The sequence below is a fragment of the Acidovorax sp. FG60 genome, assembly GCF_057808995.1.
Genome location: NZ_JBMDJC010000021.1, coordinates 22,705 through 39,022, shown reverse-complemented (window position 1 = coordinate 39,022; position 16,318 = coordinate 22,705). Strand labels below are relative to the sequence as shown.

13 protein-coding genes are annotated in these 16,318 nt (G+C 68.2%); 7 read left to right on the top strand and 6 right to left on the bottom strand.

The window, feature by feature from the left end:
- The first annotated feature begins 23 nt into the window (after positions 1–23).
- Positions 24–662, top strand: a complete 639-nt coding sequence (locus tag ACODS0_RS23100; protein WP_488837414.1) for an MBL fold metallo-hydrolase — start codon at positions 24–26, stop codon at positions 660–662.
- A 298-nt stretch (positions 663–960) separates the two neighbouring features.
- Positions 961–2,025 carry a GGDEF domain-containing protein gene (locus tag ACODS0_RS23095; protein ID WP_488837413.1) on the top strand — a complete coding sequence of 355 codons (1,065 nt, stop codon included), beginning with the start codon at positions 961–963 and terminating at the stop codon, positions 2,023–2,025.
- A 138-nt stretch (positions 2,026–2,163) separates the two neighbouring features.
- On the opposite strand, the gene ACODS0_RS23090 is transcribed toward ACODS0_RS23095, so the two are convergent.
- Positions 2,164–3,015, bottom strand: coding sequence for a M48 family metallopeptidase (locus tag ACODS0_RS23090; protein ID WP_055401567.1), 852 nt, complete (start codon positions 3,013–3,015; stop codon positions 2,164–2,166).
- A gap of 130 nt (positions 3,016–3,145) precedes the next feature.
- On the opposite strand from ACODS0_RS23090, the gene ACODS0_RS23085 reads away from it, so the two are divergent.
- Positions 3,146–4,564, top strand: a complete 1,419-nt coding sequence (locus tag ACODS0_RS23085) for an AmpG family muropeptide MFS transporter (RefSeq protein WP_488837411.1) — start codon at positions 3,146–3,148, stop codon at positions 4,562–4,564.
- Here ACODS0_RS23085 and ACODS0_RS23080 read toward each other — a convergent pair.
- Complete coding sequence (locus tag ACODS0_RS23080) at positions 4,446–6,362, bottom strand: sensor histidine kinase (RefSeq protein ID WP_488837409.1); 1,917 nt, start codon at positions 6,360–6,362, stop codon at positions 4,446–4,448. The genes ACODS0_RS23085 and ACODS0_RS23080 overlap by 119 nt on opposite strands.
- Before the next feature lie 13 nt (positions 6,363–6,375).
- Entirely contained in the window at positions 6,376–7,056 is a 681-nt protein-coding gene (locus ACODS0_RS23075) for a response regulator (RefSeq protein ID WP_436131533.1), read from the bottom strand.
- A gap of 280 nt (positions 7,057–7,336) precedes the next feature.
- On the opposite strand from ACODS0_RS23075, the gene ACODS0_RS23070 reads away from it, so the two are divergent.
- Both ACODS0_RS23070 and ACODS0_RS23065 read left to right on the top strand, forming a co-directional pair.
- Entirely contained in the window at positions 7,337–8,059 is a 723-nt protein-coding gene (locus ACODS0_RS23070; protein WP_055401574.1) for a response regulator transcription factor, read from the top strand.
- A gap of 153 nt (positions 8,060–8,212) precedes the next feature.
- Entirely contained in the window at positions 8,213–9,451 is a 1,239-nt protein-coding gene (locus ACODS0_RS23065; RefSeq protein WP_488837406.1) for a HAMP domain-containing sensor histidine kinase, read from the top strand.
- Positions 9,452–9,503: 52 nt separating this feature from the next.
- Here the strand turns inward: ACODS0_RS23065 and ACODS0_RS23060 are convergent, their stop codons facing one another.
- Both ACODS0_RS23060 and ACODS0_RS23055 read right to left on the bottom strand, forming a co-directional pair.
- A complete protein-coding gene (locus ACODS0_RS23060) occupies positions 9,504–11,411 on the bottom strand; it encodes an ankyrin repeat domain-containing protein (protein ID WP_488837404.1) in 1,908 nt (635 codons plus the stop codon).
- 52 nt (positions 11,412–11,463) lie between these two features.
- Complete coding sequence (locus tag ACODS0_RS23055; RefSeq protein ID WP_488837468.1) at positions 11,464–12,657, bottom strand: YbfB/YjiJ family MFS transporter; 1,194 nt, start codon at positions 12,655–12,657, stop codon at positions 11,464–11,466.
- A 203-nt stretch (positions 12,658–12,860) separates the two neighbouring features.
- Here ACODS0_RS23055 and ACODS0_RS23050 point away from each other — a divergent pair, with 203 nt between their 5' ends.
- Both ACODS0_RS23050 and ACODS0_RS23045 read left to right on the top strand, forming a co-directional pair.
- Positions 12,861–13,730 carry a LysR substrate-binding domain-containing protein gene (locus ACODS0_RS23050; RefSeq protein ID WP_121507858.1) on the top strand — a complete coding sequence of 290 codons (870 nt, stop codon included), beginning with the start codon at positions 12,861–12,863 and terminating at the stop codon, positions 13,728–13,730.
- A gap of 43 nt (positions 13,731–13,773) precedes the next feature.
- Positions 13,774–14,937 carry an NAD(P)H-dependent flavin oxidoreductase gene (locus ACODS0_RS23045; RefSeq protein ID WP_488837402.1) on the top strand — a complete coding sequence of 388 codons (1,164 nt, stop codon included), beginning with the start codon at positions 13,774–13,776 and terminating at the stop codon, positions 14,935–14,937.
- Positions 14,938–15,311: 374 nt separating this feature from the next.
- On the opposite strand, the gene ACODS0_RS23040 is transcribed toward ACODS0_RS23045, so the two are convergent.
- On the bottom strand, positions 15,312–16,286 hold the full coding sequence (locus ACODS0_RS23040; RefSeq protein ID WP_488837400.1) for a glycosyltransferase: 975 nt from the start codon (positions 16,284–16,286) through the stop codon (positions 15,312–15,314).
- Positions 16,287–16,318: the final 32 nt, after the last annotated feature.

Genomic DNA, 16,318 nt, shown 5'->3' with positions numbered 1-16,318 from the left:
TACACACCACCACCTCACCCACCATGCTCCACTACCTCACCATCCCCGTCACCGCGTTCCAGCAAAACTGCTCCCTCGTCTGGTGCGACGCCACCCACAAAGCCGCCGTGATCGACCCCGGCGGCGACCTGGAGGTGCTGCTGGCAGAGATCCAGCGCCTGGGCCTCACGCTCGAACAGATCTGGCTCACCCACGCACACATCGACCACGCGGGCGGCACGGGCGAGCTGGCAGAGCGGCTTTCGCTGCCCATCGTTGGCCCCCACCCGGGTGACCAGTTCTGGATTGACGGCCTGCCGCAGCAAAGCGCGATGTTTGGGTTTCCGCCCGCGCAGCACTTCACGCCCACGCGCTGGCTGCACGATGGCGACACGGTGCAGATCGGCAACGAGACCCTGAACGTGCGCCACTGCCCCGGGCACACCCCCGGGCATGTGGTATTCCACGCGCCGCAGATCGACCGGGCGTTTGTGGGCGATGTGCTGTTTGCGGGCAGCATGGGCCGCACGGATTTCCCGCAGGGCAACCACCAGCAGCTCATCGACAGCATCACAGAGCGCCTGTGGCCCATGGGCAACCAGACGGTGTTCATCCCGGGGCATGGGCCCGAGAGCACTTTCGGGCGTGAGCGCCAGAGCAATCCCTACGTGGGCGGGACCTGAGACGTGCCTGAAGAGCCTCAGAAACGTCTCGCAGCGATTCACTGCACATCGCCTCGTTAGTACTTTTTGATACCTGCCAGCGCTTGATGGACAAGCGCTAGTGACCAATTTGACTACTACTTTCTCCTTTTAGGAGGTCGCCCCGCCCCACCCAGGCGCCCGCCCGGGGCGGATATGCGTTGCAAAAGCGGCCAGTTCTGCGGACCGCCGATGGTCTGCATGCTTACGATGTATCGTGTTGTAAGCAGCCTGTGGCACCCTTGCCCAGGCTCCATCCGCCCCGCCCCGCTTTCGCGCCATGAACCCCACCTTCAAGCCACGCCCTCCCCTAGCACCGCAGCGCGGCTCCAGCCTGGCGGGCAAGGCTTACTGGGCCATGGTGCAGCGGGTGGCGCTGACCGCAGCGGCCATCGATGTCGGCTACATCGCGCTGTTTCTGTGGTTGGGCTCGCAGCCCCTGGCGGCCATCAACGTGATCAGCATCGGCATGTACCTGGGCGCATACCGGCTCATACAGAAACGCTACAACGTGGCCGGGCTGGTGCTGATCTGGCTGGAGGTGGTGGGGCATTCGGCATTGGGTTCGCTGCTCATCGGCTGGGACAGCGGGTTTCACTACTACCTGCTGATGTTCATTCCTGCCATCGTGATTGCCAATACGCGGGGGTATGCCGCACCGATGGTGCTGGCGTTGCTGGCGTACTACCTGGGCCTGCATGCACTGAGCAGCCACCTGGGTCCGCTCGACCCCCTGCCCGCCCGCAGCGTCAACATCGTGAACTGGGTACACATCTGTCTAGTGTTCGCCATGTCGGCCGCGCTGTCGGCCTTTTACCGCCGCACGATCCTGATCGCGGAGGCCCGCTTGCGCAAGCAGGCCACGCTCGACCCGCTGACCGGCCTAGCCAACCGCAGCCACTTCGAAGCCCTGTCTACCAACGCGCTGGCGCGCAGCCAGCGCGACGGCGCGCCAGTCACCCTGCTGCTGTGTGATGTGGACTTATTCAAACGGATCAACGACCAATACGGCCACGCCGTGGGTGACGAGGTACTGGTGGCCATGGCCAAAGTGCTGGCCGCCAACCTGCGCGAAGGGGACGTGCTGGCGCGTTGGGGCGGCGAGGAGTTTTTGGCGCTGATGCCCGCTAGCCCGCTGGACGCCGCCAGCGCCACCGCCGAACGCATCCGCACCGCCATCGAGCAAACGCCACTGGACGTGGGCCAGGCGCCCATCGCGCTGACCATGTCGTTTGGCGTGGCCCAGGTGCACAGCGCCGAAGACCTGCAAGCTGCCATTGCACGCGCCGACAAGGCGCTGTACCAAAGCAAGAACGCGGGCCGCAACCGGGTGAGCGTGGCATAGCTCCACGGCAGCCAAATTCTTAGTCAAATTGGCCGCTATCGCTTACTCATCAAGCGCTAACAGCTATTAAAACAGTAGCATCAGGATTCCCAGGCACCTTTCGATGGCGCGCCTCTGCCACCCACCCGCCGTCCACGACTACCCGTTGCGCCGCGCCGCCTCGTACAGGCCCTGCACTTTGGGCACATTCACCTCCAGCTCACGGATGCGCGCGGGGCCTGAAGGGTGGGTGGACAAAAACGCCAGCCCGCCCTGCTTGCTGCCGCTGGCGTTGCCCATCTTCTGCCACAGGCTTACGGCGGCCGAGGGCTGGTAGCCTGCGCGGGCGGCCAGCTCCAGCCCCACCAGGTCGGCATCGGTCTCGTCCGAGCGGCTGAACTGCAGCGTGAGCAGCTGCCCACCCAGCCCCGCCGCCGCCTGGCCCAGGTCGCCAAGCCCCAGCAGCTGCGAGCCCAGGCGCAGCGCCAGGTTGGTGCCCTGTGTCTTGGCGATGCGCTCTCTCGCATGTTCGCGCAGCGCGTGGGCCATTTCGTGGCCCATGATCATGGCGGTCTCATCGTCGGTGAGCTTGAGCTGGTCCAGGATGCCGGTGTAGAACGCAATCTTGCCGCCGGGCATGCAGAAGGCGTTGATCTGCGAACTGCCGATGAGGTTGACCTCCCAGCGCCATTGTTTGGCGCGGTCGTTCCACGGCATGGTGTGCGGAATCAGCCGCTTGGCGATGGCGTGCAGGCGCTGCAGTTGCGGGTGGTCGCTGGGTGCCAGCGCGCGCTTGGCCTTGGCCTGCTGCAGCATCTGCTGGTACTGCTGGGCTGCGGAGTTTTCCAGCGTTTCAGCGGGCACCAGCTTGCGCAGGCTGGATGCCGAGCCCACCTCGACCTGCGCGAGCACTGGCGCCGCAGCGCTGGCGCCTGCCGCCAGCAGGAAGGCGCGGCGCGCCGACCACGGGGACGAGGGCGCAACAGAGGGAGCGGGGCAGAAAAGACACATACAAGGCGATCCCAGAAGGAATAATGAGCAGAGCTGGCACACAACACACCAGAGTCTGCCGCGCAGATGGAGGCCGGCAGGCTGGCTACAAGGGTGTGTCGGCGATGATAGACAAAACCTCCGCGCGCCCATGTCAGACACCTCCACTTCATCCGCCCCCAACCTCACCCCGGAAAAGCCGCACCGCACGCCCTGGCTGCAGACCCTGCGCGTGTACCTGGAGCCCGCCAGTCTGCGCATGCTCACGCTCGGGTTCTCGGCCGGGCTGCCACTGCTGCTGGTGCTGGGCACGCTGAGCTTTCGCCTGCGCGAGGCGGGCATTGACCGCAGCACCATCGGCTACCTGAGCTGGGTGGGCCTGGCCTACGGCTTCAAGTGGGTGTGGGCGCCACTGGTAGACCGGCTGCCGATTCCGCTGCTCACACACGCGCTGGGGCGCAGGCGCAGCTGGCTGCTGCTGTCGCAGGCGCTGATCGTGGCCGGGCTGGTGGGCATGGCGCTGGCCGACCCGCGCCAGACGCTGGGCCCTATCGTGTGGTGCGCGCTGGCGGTGGCATTTGGCTCGGCCACGCAGGACATCGCGCTCGACGCCTTCCGCATCGAATCCGCCGACGCCAACCACCAGGCGGCGCTGGCAGCGTCGTACCAGACGGGCTACCGCCTGGCCATGATCTGGGCCGGCGCGGGGGTGTTGTGGATTGCAGCGCGGTCCGAGGTGGCACCCGCCATCGGGCAGGCCGTGGCGCAAGGCGCTGCGGCCTACCAGAACAGCGCGTGGCAGGTAGCGTACCTGGTGATGGCGGCCTCGATGGCCGTGGGCGTGGTCACCGTGCTGTTTTCGCGCGAGCCCGCGCCAGTGCAACTGCCCCCGGCGCGCAACGCGGCGGAGTGGATTCAGGGCGCCATGGTGGAGCCGTTTGCCGACTTTCTGCGCCGCTATGGCTGGCACGCGGCGCTGATCCTGGCGCTCATCGCCGTCTACCGCATCAGCGACGTGGTGATGGGCATCATGGCCAACCCGTTCTATGTGGACATGGGTTTCACCAAAGACGAAGTGGCCGCCGTGACCAAGGTGTACGGCGTCATCATGACGTTGGCCGGTGCCTTTGTGGGCGGCGTGCTGTCAATGCGCTTTGGCGTGATGCGCATCCTGATGCTGGGCGCCATCCTGAGCGCCGCCAGCAACCTGCTGTTCGCCTGGCTGGCGGGCCACGGGCACGACGTGACGGCGCTGATTGCCGTGGTGTCGGCCGACAACCTGGCCAGTGGCATTGCGTCGGCCGCATTCATTGCCTATCTGTCGAGCCTGACGAACGTGAGTTACTCGGCCACGCAGTACGCACTGTTCAGCTCGATGATGTTGCTGCTGCCCAAGTTTGTGGCGGGTTTCTCGGGCGATTACGTGAATGCATTTGGCTATGCGCAGTTCTTCACATCGACGGCGCTGCTGGGGCTGCCGGTGCTGGTGCTGGTGTGGCTGGCATCGCGGGTGCAGGCTCCCCCAGCAATGCAATCCGCACACACGTCCCCTGGCCCGGCACAGACGTGACATCCAACTGCGCGCCGATAGCCTGCGCGCGTGCGCGCATGTTGGCCAGGCCCTGTCCGCCGTGCATGTGGGCGGGGTCCCTCATGCCCACACCGTTGTCGGCGATCTCCAGCACCAGACACGGCGACTCATCATCGGGCTGGCGCACCGGCCCCGGCTGCTGGCGCGCGCTGACCCGTACGCGGGTGGCCTGCGCATGCCGCAGCACGTTGGTGAATGCCTCCAGCAGGATGCGCTGGATCTGAAGCACCCTGTGCGGTGTGAGGCTGTCCAGCGTGGGCAGTTCTTCGTCCACCTGCCAATCGACCGAGATGCCCGAGGCGGACAGCCGCGGTTGTAGCCGGTAGCGCAGCGTGGCCAGCACGGTGGCCAGGTCACCGTCCACCGGCTGCATGGCGTCCACGGCCATGCGCAATTCGTCCAGCGCCGCATTCGCGTGCTCACGCAGCGCGGCCCGGCTGGACCGGCCTTTGCCAATGAGGCTGAGCAGCCCCACCAGTTGCGATCCCACGCCGTCGTGGATGTCGCGCATGATGCGCTGGCGCTCCTGCAGGGCCGCGTGCTGCTCATGCTCCTGCTGCAGGAGCGCGTAGCTGACCTCCAACTCACGCTCGCGCTGGCGCACCTTCTCGTCCAGGGAATTGCTCAGGGCCTGGTATGCACGCACCTGGCGGGCATAACGATCCAGGATGAGCCAGCCCATCAGGAGCACGAAGAGCATGGTCGCCAGAGGAAGGTACGAAGAGCGGCCCACGCTTTCTGTCGCGATGCGGATCTCCAGGAAGTCGTACAGGCCCGCGCCTATGGGAACGAAGCTGGCAATACAGAAGGCGATGGCCTCGGGCTTGCGGGCCACGATCGCTTCCCCTGCAGCGATGACATAGGCCCCAACCGCAGGCACGAACAGCAATCCCAGTGCGGCGGTCCAGTACTCCGGCTGGAACAGGCCAAAAGCTGCTGACACCAGGATGGTTTCAGCGAGCAGCAGCACCCAGAACGCCCGCCGGGCCCCAGGCCCGTCGCGGCCGATCAAAGCCAGCGAGAAGCGCACCAGCAGCAGGACGTGCACCGCCAGCGAGAGCGCCACGATGCCGCCCCACACCGGCCATCCCAGGGGCGAGGTGCTCCACAGCCGGTCGCCGAAGCGCAGCATCCCGAACGGCGCGCACAGCGCGAAATAGCCGTACACCGGCTCCCGGTTGAGGTGCCACAGCCCTGCGGCAATCACGCCCGTGAGGGCCAGTGCAAACACCACGGCCACTGCGCCCCACTGCCGCCAGACATAGCGCTCGCGGTACTGCGGCTGAAGCACGGCCTCATGCCCGAAGCGCGGTGCGGCCAGTCCACCCCAGCGCACCGCTTGCACGGCTACACGAACCTCCAGCACGGTGGGGACGCTTTGTGACAACAGGCGCGCAGGCACGGGCACCCACAGCGGCGCCTTGGTCGCATCGGTGCGGCCGTCGCCCAGCACGCCGCGGTGTGCAATCAGATCGCCGCCGACGAAAACTTCGACCTGGTTGCCCACCCGGGGAAAATAGATCCCCCTGAGGACCCCATCGGACGGCACGGGAGGAAGCGCCAGCAGGTAGCGCGCGCGCCCGGACTTGCCGGGGTAGGCCTTGTCCCAGAGATGTGGAAGCGCCACCAGCCCCGCCCAGGGTTCGGCGCCATCGGGTTCGAGGTACGCATGCGCCTGCGCAATCGTCCCTACCTCCGGTTGGGCCTGCACCGTGCCGCCGAGAAGCACCCACAGCACCGCAATCCAGAGCACGCGCAGCGGCGCCTCCCGCGGCATGCCCGGTAGCCTGCTACAGAAGCCCCAGCTGCCGCGCCTCGTGAATCGCCTCCGTCTTTGAATGAACCGCCAGCTTGCTGTAGATGTTCTTGACATGCGATTGGACCGTGGAAGGCGAGATGCCTAGGATCTCTGCGGTTTCGGCGTAGGTGTAGCCGCGCGCAAGCTTGGCGAGGATATCCCGCTCCCGCGCCGTCAAGGTCGCATCGGCGGGAGGCGCACTGGTCGTCGCTGGCGCGGGCGACAGACGTGTCAGCAACTGGCGCGCGATGATGGGGGTCATGGGCGATCCGCCGGCATTCAGGCTCAGGACATGGTCGGCGAGATCGTCTTCGGTCCCGTCCTTGAGGAGGTAGCCGCGTGCGCCGGCTTCGAAGGCGCGCATCATGTTGGCTTCGTCGCCGAACATGCTGATGACCATGATCTCGGTTCCGGGCGAAAGCTTGCGGCAATGGCTGATGACCTGAAGGCCGGAGCCGTCGGGCAACCCGAGGTCCACGAGGAGCACGTCCACACGGTTGTCGCGCAGCCAAGCCACCATCTCGCCCACCGTGCCCGCAGAGTAGGCCAGCCACAGGCGGTCGGCCCGCGCCAGCGCGTGCTCGAACCGCCGCCGCGTGCGCGGATCGTCCTCCACGATCGCCACGGAGACGTCGCGCCCGGACGGGGCAAGGCGAGGCTCCGGGAGCGTCATGCGGACGGCGGGCTGGCGCCGTGGCATCCCGGCGTAAGGAAGGGGGAATTCATGCTCCGAGCGTAGGGGCAAAGCAGTGCCCACACAAGAAGAAGCTGCGCCTCCTGCGCATGGCATGCGTGCAACACAAGCGGCCCGGGCGGGACCGCGCGGCAGGGCAAGTTTGACCGCGGTCGTACGGCTGCACGGGCTTGGTGGCTTTACGGGAGGTTTACATGGCCGACAACGCACCGAGACAGCCCTTGGCGACCATGAAGCCACCCGCTACTACACTGCCCCCATGAGTTCCCAACTGCTGATGATCGAAGACGACGCCCGCCTCGCACAGATGGTGGGCGAGTACCTGGGCCAGTCGGGCCTGCAGGTCACGCACCGCGCGGACGGCAAGAGTGGCCTGGCGCAGCTGCAGGGACCCGACGCCGGGCCGCTGCCCGACCTCGTGATCCTGGACCTCATGCTGCCCGACATGGACGGCCTGGAAGTGTGCCGGCGCATCCGCTCGTTGCAAGGCCATGCGGCCCAGGTGCCGGTGCTCATGCTCACCGCCAAGGGCGACCCCATGGACCGCATCATCGGCCTGGAGCTGGGTGCCGACGATTACCTGCCCAAGCCGTTTGAGCCGCGCGAGCTGCTGGCCCGCATCCGCGCCATCCTGCGCCGCCGCACCGATGGCGGCAATGCAACGGCGGCCACGCAGGTCCTGCGTTTTGGCACGCTGGAGATCGACCGCGACGCCCGCACCGTGACCGTGGCAGGCGAGCTGGCCGACCTCACCTCCTACCAGTTCGACCTGCTGGTGGCGCTGGCCGAGCGCGCGGGCCGGGTGCTCACGCGCGACCAGATCATGGAGGCCGTGCGCGGCCGCGAGCTGGAGGCGTTTGACCGCTCCATCGACGTGCACATGGGCCGCATCCGTGCCGCCATAGAGGCCGACGCCAAGAACCCGCGCCGCATCCTCACGGTGCGTGGCGTGGGCTACGTTTTTGCGAAACAACAGGATTAGCCATGCCCCCTGAGTCGCTCCGCGCCATCCCCCACAGGGGGACGCCGCCAGCGCGGCGGGGCGGCCCTTGCGCGGCGGCCACTGGCCTGTGCTGCGCCAGTTTCCAGCAGCGCGCGTGCTGCGGATATTGACGCTGACGCTAATCGAGTTTCAATGTCCCTTTCCACCCCCTTCTCCCGCCGTCTGTACCTGCGCATCTGGCTGGCCGTGGTCGGCGGCATCGCGGTGCTGACGCTGACCGTGGGCTGGGCCTGGCGCATGGCCGAGGAACAAAAGGCGCAGAACGCCCAGCCGTTCGTGCCGCCCTCGCGCGAGATGGTGCTGCGCGATCCCAACGGCACGCAGGTGCTCAAGGGCCTGGCCACGCGCCAGCCCAGCGAGCCGGGCGAAGGCATTGAATTCCAGATCCAATCGGACACCGGGCAGGTCTTTCTGCTGCAGATGGCGCCTCGCCAGCCACGCGGCGATCGGGGCGGCCGACCCGGAGGTCCGAACCAGGGCGACGCCGCGTTCTGGACCCGGCCACCGTTCGGCTTTTTGTGGCTGCTGGGCATCGTGGGCCTGGCCGTGGCCGTGGGTGTGTACCCCATCATCCGGCGCCTCACGCTGCGGCTCGAAGCCCTGCAACGCAGCGTGCAAAAGTTTGGCGAGGGTGACCTGTCGGTGCGTGTGCCCGAGCAAGGGCAGGACGAAGTGGCCGACCTCGCGCGCCAGTTCAACGCCGCCGCTGCGCGCGTGGAAACGCTGGTCAAGTCGCACAAATCGCTGCTGGCCAACGCCTCGCACGAACTGCGCTCACCGCTCACCCGCATCCGCATGGGGCTGGAGCTGATGGGCGGACAGCAGCCCTCGCCCGCGTTCCGTGAGGAAATCCTGCGCAACATTGCCGAGCTGGACCAGCTCGTGGACGAGATCCTGCTGGCCAGTCGCCTGGATGCACGCGAAGCCGATGTGGGTACCGTGGAGCTGGTGGATCTGATCGGCCTGGCTGCCGAAGAGTGTGCACGCGTGGACGCCGACCTGGACGTGAGTTCGGACTCCGTGGACGTGCACGGCATCCCCAAGCTTCTGCGCCGCGCCATCCGCAACCTGTTGGAAAACGCCCGGCGCTACAGCACCGGCGAGATCACCCTGGTGGTCGAACGCCGCCAGGGCCACGCCGAGGTGCGCGTGTGCGACCGCGGCCCGGGCGTGCCGGTGACCCACCGCGAACGCATCTTCGAGCCCTTCTACCGCCTGCCCGGCGCCAGCGAACGCGCAGGCGGCGTGGGCCTGGGGCTGGCGCTGGTGCGCTCGATTGCAGGGCGCCACAACGGCACGGTGCACTGCGAGGACCGGCCTGATGGCGCCCCTGGGGCCTGCTTTGTGCTGCGGCTACCGCTACAAAAATAATAGCTTCTAGCGCTTTACAGATAAGCGCTAGCAACCAAATCGACCTGAATTTTTACGATCCAGCAACGGCCTGCCATTGAAGCTGCGCCAGGTCGAGCCGCCAACGCCCCGGCACGGCCTGCCATTGGTTGGCGCCGGTGCAGCGCTCTCCACCCCACACCTCCACCACGCCCGGCGCCACCCGCTGCGCCTGGTGCTTGTGCAGCCAGCCCGGCCCGGTGCCCGTGACATCGAGCCTCTGCATCTGAAAGGTGTGCGCATCCAATGCGTAGACAGGCGTCTCGCCAGGACGGCGCTGCGCGGGGTAGCCCAGGCAGCCGATGACGATGATGCGGCCATCCACCAGGGTGGCGGTGTGGGAGTCGGTGGGCGGGAACACATCCTCCGGGTAGGCGAACACGCGCCGGTCCCAGGCGCCACCCGGCTCGCTGGGCGGGGTGTGGACGATCACATCCGCGTAGATGAAGAAGTCGGGGTCGTAGCCGTCCTCATGCTCTCCGCCGATCTGCACCCAGCGACCATCGGGCAGGCCGGTCAGGCTTTGGCCGAAGCGGTCGGCGTTCCAGATGTGCTGCCAGGGTGTATCGCTGAAGCTGCGGTTCAATCCGAACGCCTCGCCCGCGCCATAAGCGCTCTCACCCGACTCCAGCATGGCAAGGTGAAACGCGGTGGTGACGTCCTCGCCGTTCTGCCGCCCTGGACGGGGCGTGTGGTGGTGCTTGAACCCGTCGGGCGTGCAGGTGACGAGCCAGCCTGGCTCGCGCTCGTCCCACAACGGCTGGCCCAGCCAGAGGCGCGTGCCATCGCGGCCCAGGTGCTGGACCTGGCCGCCGTGGGCGACCAGCAGCTCCAGCATGGCGCGGCTACAGGCCCTGTTCATAGGACAGCTGTTGTTGTCGTTGTAACGTTGAGGGTCGGCGCCAGCTTGCAGCAGCGCACTGGCCATGGGCAGGTCGTCGTTCTCGACCGCAGCGAGCAAGGGAGTGTCGCGTAGGCCGCCCAGCGGCGTTTCCACATCCGCTCCCGGCTGGGCCAGCCACCAGCGCAGCGCATCGGGCTGGCGGGAGTCGATGATCCACTGAAGCAGCGGTAAATCGCGCCACTTCACCTGCAAGTCGGCGCCTGCGTCGCGCAGCAGTGCGAGCTTGTCCACCGCACCTTGTGCCGCCGCGTGGATGGCGGGCGTGCGGCTCCAGCCGTCGCGGACTTCAAGCTGCATGCGCAGAGCCGCACCATCCGGCCCCTGCAGCGCAGAGCCCACCTCCTTCGCCGTGCCCAGCGCCACCAACCGGTGCAACGGCGGCCAATCCAGCTTTTCCATGTCCAGGCCATGCGTTTGCAGGCAGCGCAGCGCCTCATAACGGCCCCAGCGCACCACGCTGCAGGCGACGCGGCCCCCGTGGCGGCATGTCCCATCCGTGGACACGCCCTGAACCAGCAGCCAGTCCAGCATTTCCGGTGTGCGGGCCCGTTGGATGGCGTTGTCGCCTTTGGCATCGTGGTGGTGCAGGTCAGCCCCCACTGCCACCCACCACTCCACACGCGCCACATCGCCGCCGGACACCGCCCAGCGCAACCCTTCATTGAGCCAGGCATGCAAAGTGGAGGGCGCAGCAGGCCACTTGCCGCGCTCCCACTCGGCCAACTCGCGGGCCTGCGCGGCCACCTGGGCGTCGCTGCCTGGAAGGCCGCCCAGGCGGCGAAGGCCATCGAGCGTTGCCACGGACGCGGCGGCGCAGGCGCTGGCGCGGTACAGAAACGGAGTGAACCCCTTGGGCCGAAGCAGTTCACTGGCACCCGGCCGCCCCCACAGCCGGGCTAGCGCGAGCAGGGCGTCCCAGCGTTGATGGTCAGCCAGCAGCGCCAGGGCCTGCGCCTGCCGCGCGGGGACGCGGCCCGCCAACGTGGAAAGGGTTTGCGCCAAAGGCTGCGCGGCCAGGGTCAGGTCGAGGCGCTTCACGGTATTTTTGGGTCAGATGGGCAGCCAAGCCTTATACAGCAAGCGCTAGCAGCTACTTTTTTTGATGCACTTCCCGCCAGTGCCACGCCATAAAGCCGTAAAGCGCCGCCCCCAACCCCAGCGCAGCCCCCGCCACACCCAGCGCCCAGTCAAACCCCTGCGCCTGCGAGCCCGCGCGCGCCAGGAGTGCAGCCGCCATGGGCGGCCCCGCGATCTGGCCGATGCCGTAAAGCGCGGTCATCAGGCCGGTGAAGCCTGCGCCAGCCTGGGGCCACTGATGTCGCGCCTCCTGCAACGCAAAGAACGTGATGGCCGTGAAGGGCAGGCCCAGCAGCAGGCTACCGAATGCAAAGCCTGCCGGGCCGGGCCAGAGCAGGCCCAGGCCGATGGCCGCCGCCTGCAACAGGTAGGCCCCCGCCAGCAGCAGGCGCCGGTCCCGCGCAGGGTGAATGCGCGTGGACAGCAGCGCCCCCAGCGCCACACCCGCGCCGAAGATGGGCCAGAACAGGTCGGGCCAGGCCGAGCCCGCAGGCAGCGCGGCCCGCGCGATCACGGGCAGGAAGGTGGCCGTGACGATGTAGCCCAGGCCGGCCAGGCCATAGGCCAGCGCCAGCAGGGCGCGCTCGGCTGCCGGGTTCGGCGCGGGCGGAGGTGGCGCCGTGGCCGCCATGCTTGCGGCGCTTGGCCCCACCGAGGAGGCTTCGCTGCCCCGCACCACCGGCCACACCAGCGCGCACAGCAAGGCGGCAAGCACGGCGAACACCGCCCAGCCCGTGGCGGCGCTCCAGCCCGCTGCCACCATGGCGCTGGTGGGCAGGCCGGTGGCGACGATGCCCAGGCCCGGACCGCAAAAGATCAACCCGCCCAGGGCCGGATGCCCCAGGTGGGCCAGCCGGCCCATGCACCAGTTGGCCGTGCCCAGGAACACCATGGCGCTGGCCACACCGGCCAGCAACCGCATCAGCGGCCACAGCACGGGCCATGGCAGGGCCAGCGCGGCTGTGAGCAGCACCGTGGCCACCAGCCCGCCCCGTACCAGGGCCGCGTTGCCGGGCACCGCGCCCAGGCGCCGACCCAGCCAGGGCAAGGCCATGTACAGCAGCGCACCCCCCAGGTAGCCCGCGTAGTTGGCCGTGGCCAGCCAGCTGCCGGTGGCGATGTCCACCACGCCGTCGTGCAGCATCATGGGCAACAGCGGTGTGAAGGCAAAGCGGCCGATGCCCATGGCGGCAGCCAGCGCGGCCATGCCCGCCAGTGCGACCTGGAGCGCGGAGGAGCCGGTGTCGCCACGGCGGGTGGCTGCAAGCGTGGAAGAAGAAGTGGCCTGGGTCACGGCATGGGGGCGGTTGCGCTGTGGGAGGGTGGGACGGTGGGGGAGTTGCGGCGTCGGATGCGGGGTCTTATGATCTTAGCAAGAGATTGAATTTTTGACATTCATACTTTTTCAAGATGGATAAAGCATCCCCCCCACTCGATCTGGCCGCCCTCGACATCTTCCGCACCGTGGCGGCAGAGGGTAGCGTCACGCGCGCGGCCGAGCGGCTGCAGCGCGTGCAGTCCAATGTGACCACGCGGGTGCGCCAGCTGGAGGCCGACCTGGGCACCCCGCTGTTCCTGCGCGAGGGCAAGCGCATGGCGCTCACGCCCGAGGGCGAAGTGCTGCGGGGCTACGCTGACCGGCTGCTGGCGCTGGCCGAGGAGGCTCGGCAGGCCGTGCGGCCAGGCCAGCCCACGGGACGCCTGCGCCTGGGCTCGATGGAAAGCACCGCCGCCAGCCGCCTGCCCGCCCCGCTGGCGCAACTGCACCGCCAGTGGCCCGGGGTGGCGCTGGAGCTGTCGACCGCCCCCACGCGCGAACTGCTGGAGCGGCTGCGCGCCCATGCGCTCGACGCCGTGCTGGTGGCCTGGCCGCCAGGGCAGTCGCCCGACCCTGCGCTGGATGCCAGCCCCGTGTTCGCCGAGGAACTGATCCTGGTGCTGCCCACGGGGCATCCGCCCGTGTCCGGCCCGCAGGATGTGGTGCCCGGCACGCTGGCGGTGTTCGAGCCTGGCTGCACCTACCGGGGGGTGGCGCAGGACTGGTTCGCAACCCGCACCCCGCCCATGCAGACGCTGGAACTGGGCTCGTACCACGCCATCCTGGCCAGCGTGGCGGGGGGTGGCAGCGTGGGCATCGTGCCACGCTCGGTGCTCCAGCTCTCGCCCCACGCCGCGCTGCTGGCCCAGCACCCCCTGACCACCCTGCAGACGCTGCTGGTGTCGCGCCACGGCTACCGGTCCGCGGCGCTGGATGCGCTGCAGCAAGTGCTGCGCGACTGACAACCCTTCTCTTCTTCCCTTTTTTAGCGAACGGAACGCCACCATGCCCCACCGCAGCCTGCGCACCGCCCTCTCCCTGCGTCTGCCCATCATCCAGGGGCCCATGACGGGTTCCGACACCCCGGCGCTGGCTGCCTCCGTGTCCGCAGCGGGCGGGCTGGGCACCCTGGGCTGCGGCATGCGCTCCCCCGCAGCCATGGCCGAGGCGGCGGCCGAGGTGCGGCGGCGCACCGACCGGCCCTTCGGGCTCAATCTCTTCGTGCAGGAAACGCCCGCGCCCGATGCGGCCACGGTGGAAAAGGCCGTGGCCCGTCTGGCGCCGCTGTATGCGGAGTTCGGCCTCACGCCCGCCGAGCCCGCGCGCTGGTGCGAGGACTTTGCGGCCCAGTTCGACGCCCTGGTCGAAGCGCGCCCGGCCGTAGCGAGTTTTACCTTCGGCATCCTGAACGCCGCGCAGGTCGAGCGGCTGCACAGCGCGGGCTGCACCGTCATCGGCACGGCCACCACCGTGGCCGAGGCCGTGGCCTGGGCCGATGTGGGCGCGGACGCGGTGGTCGCATCGGGCATGGAGGCGGGCGGCCACCGGGGCACTTTTTTGCCCACGGGCCGTCTGCAGGCCGAGGGCCTTGCGCCCGCAGAAAAGGCCCCTGCCGCCAAGGGCCCCTCGCAGGCCGACTTTGCGGCGTCCATGGTGGGCACCATGGCCCTCATCCCGCAGTGCGTGGATGCGCTGCGCCCCCGGGGCGTGGCGGTGATCGCGGCCGGCGGGATCATGGACGGCCGCGGTATCGCCGCGGCCCAGGCCCTGGGCGCCGAGGCGGTGCAGATGGGCACGGCCTTCCTGGCCTGCGACGAGTCGGGCATCGGCCCGGCCTACCGTGATGCGCTGGCCCACGCCACCGGCACGGACACGCGCACCACCCGCGTCTTCTCGGGCCGCCCGGCGCGTGGCATCGTCAACACGATGCTGCAGCGGCTGCACGCGCACGAGGCCGATGTGCCAGCCTACCCGGTGCAGAACGCCCTCACCGGCGCGCTGCGCCGGGCGTCTGCCGAGGCGGGGCGGGCGGACTACCTCTCACTGTGGGCCGGCCAGGGCGTGGCGGCGGTGCGCCCCATGCCAGCGGCGGCGCTCGTGGCGGTGCTGGAAGAGGAATGGCGCGCCGCGCTGGCAGCCGTGGGAGCGCAGGGCGCGGGGCAGAGGTGACTTTTGCTATTAATTAAATAGCGAGTTGCGCTTGATGAATAAGCGCTAGCGGCCTATTTGACTGGTTTTTCAGCGGCCGCCACTGCATGGCGCGCCCTGGCGTCGACAAGCTCAGCCCGAATGACCGGGGAAGGTGCCCGCCTCGAACGGCTCGGCCCGACGGGCAACGGGTGGGGCGACATGGGAGCGCCGGTTGGCGATCCTCGGCCCCTCGGGTGACCGGCCCGCGATGCTCACTCCTTTCGATACCGGCGCGCCGCAAAAAACCAGTGCCACCGTGGAACCGGCTTCGCCGGGCCACCGGTGGCGTCCCCCTCCCATAGCGCGAAGCGCGTAGAGAGAGGGGGAAGGCGCGCAGCGTCTCAGGGGGTGATTCACTGCCTCCAGGGCAGTTCGCGCGCAGGCCCCTGGATGACAGGCGGCTGGGCGTTGATCTTCTCACCCGCCAGCACGCGCTCGTACATGCGCAGGTAGTTGCGGGCCATGCGCTCGGCGCCGAAGTGATCGACCACATGCTGGTGACAGGCGCGGGCGTCAAAGCGGTTGTTGCGCACCGCCTCGGCCAGCACGGAGGCTTCGGCCGACAGCACGCCGCAGTGCACCGGCACCAGCTCGGGCAATGCGCCGTAGGGCGTGGAAAACACCGGGCAGCCGAAGTACAGGCTTTCGATCACGGCCAGGCCAAAGGGCTCGTGCCAGCGCACCGGAAAAATCAGTCCGCGCGAAGCATTGAGCAGGCCGGTCTTCTGCGTGCCGCCCACCATGCCGTGAAAGTGGATCTTGCGCGACAGCGTCCAGCGAAAGCCGCGCTTGAAGTTGATGCGGTCTCCGCCCAGCACGTCCAGTTCCACGCCGGCCATCTTGGCCACCTTGATCGCGCCGCGCACGTTCTTCACGCCCCAGGCCGCCTTGCCCAGAAAGTGGTAGTGGGGCCGTGGGCGGTCAAAGTCCACAGGGCCATAGCCGCTCCAATCGAGTCCGTTGTAGACAAACTCGGTGGAACCGTAACGCGCGGCGTGGTCACGCGAGAGGAACACGGTGTTCAGCGGCAGCGGCTTGGGCTTGCGCGCGTTGCCGTGCTCGGTGACCAGATAGGGCCTGCTCAGCTCGGTGCGGGGGTTGAACTGGAAATGCGCAATGTCCACATCGGCCGGGATCTGGCCCTCCCACGGTGCGTCGGGGCGGATGGGCAGCACATGGCCGAAGTCGCAGCTGGACCCGTCGGGCACCAGATAGCTCACGCGGTGACCGAGCTGCACCAGCGTCTTGCCCAGATCCCAGATCACACGCTCGGTACCGCCGTAGCCGTAGACGGGAATGGGGGAGTTGTTGATGAGCAGGATGTGCATAGGGAAATCTTTCGTCTCAGTTTTCCATGGCG

Bases quoted from the DNA above. Each gene is read 5' to 3' on its own strand.
- ACODS0_RS23100 (WP_488837414.1), top strand. From the start codon at position 24: ATGCTCCACTACCTCACCATCCCCGTCACCGCGTTCCAGCAAAACTGC.
- ACODS0_RS23095 (WP_488837413.1), top strand. From the start codon at position 961: ATGAACCCCACCTTCAAGCCACGCCCTCCCCTAGCACCGCAGCGCGGC.
- ACODS0_RS23090 (WP_055401567.1), bottom strand. From the start codon at position 3,015: ATGTGTCTTTTCTGCCCCGCTCCCTCTGTTGCGCCCTCGTCCCCGTGG.
- ACODS0_RS23085 (WP_488837411.1), top strand. From the start codon at position 3,146: ATGTCAGACACCTCCACTTCATCCGCCCCCAACCTCACCCCGGAAAAG.
- ACODS0_RS23080 (WP_488837409.1), bottom strand. From the start codon at position 6,362: ATGCCGCGGGAGGCGCCGCTGCGCGTGCTCTGGATTGCGGTGCTGTGG.
- ACODS0_RS23075 (WP_436131533.1), bottom strand. From the start codon at position 7,056: ATGACGCTCCCGGAGCCTCGCCTTGCCCCGTCCGGGCGCGACGTCTCC.
- ACODS0_RS23070 (WP_055401574.1), top strand. From the start codon at position 7,337: ATGAGTTCCCAACTGCTGATGATCGAAGACGACGCCCGCCTCGCACAG.
- ACODS0_RS23065 (WP_488837406.1), top strand. From the start codon at position 8,213: ATGTCCCTTTCCACCCCCTTCTCCCGCCGTCTGTACCTGCGCATCTGG.
- ACODS0_RS23055 (WP_488837468.1), bottom strand. From the start codon at position 12,657: ATGGCCGCGCTGGCTGCCGCCATGGGCATCGGCCGCTTTGCCTTCACA.
- ACODS0_RS23050 (WP_121507858.1), top strand. From the start codon at position 12,861: ATGGATAAAGCATCCCCCCCACTCGATCTGGCCGCCCTCGACATCTTC.
- ACODS0_RS23045 (WP_488837402.1), top strand. From the start codon at position 13,774: ATGCCCCACCGCAGCCTGCGCACCGCCCTCTCCCTGCGTCTGCCCATC.
- ACODS0_RS23040 (WP_488837400.1), bottom strand. From the start codon at position 16,286: ATGCACATCCTGCTCATCAACAACTCCCCCATTCCCGTCTACGGCTAC.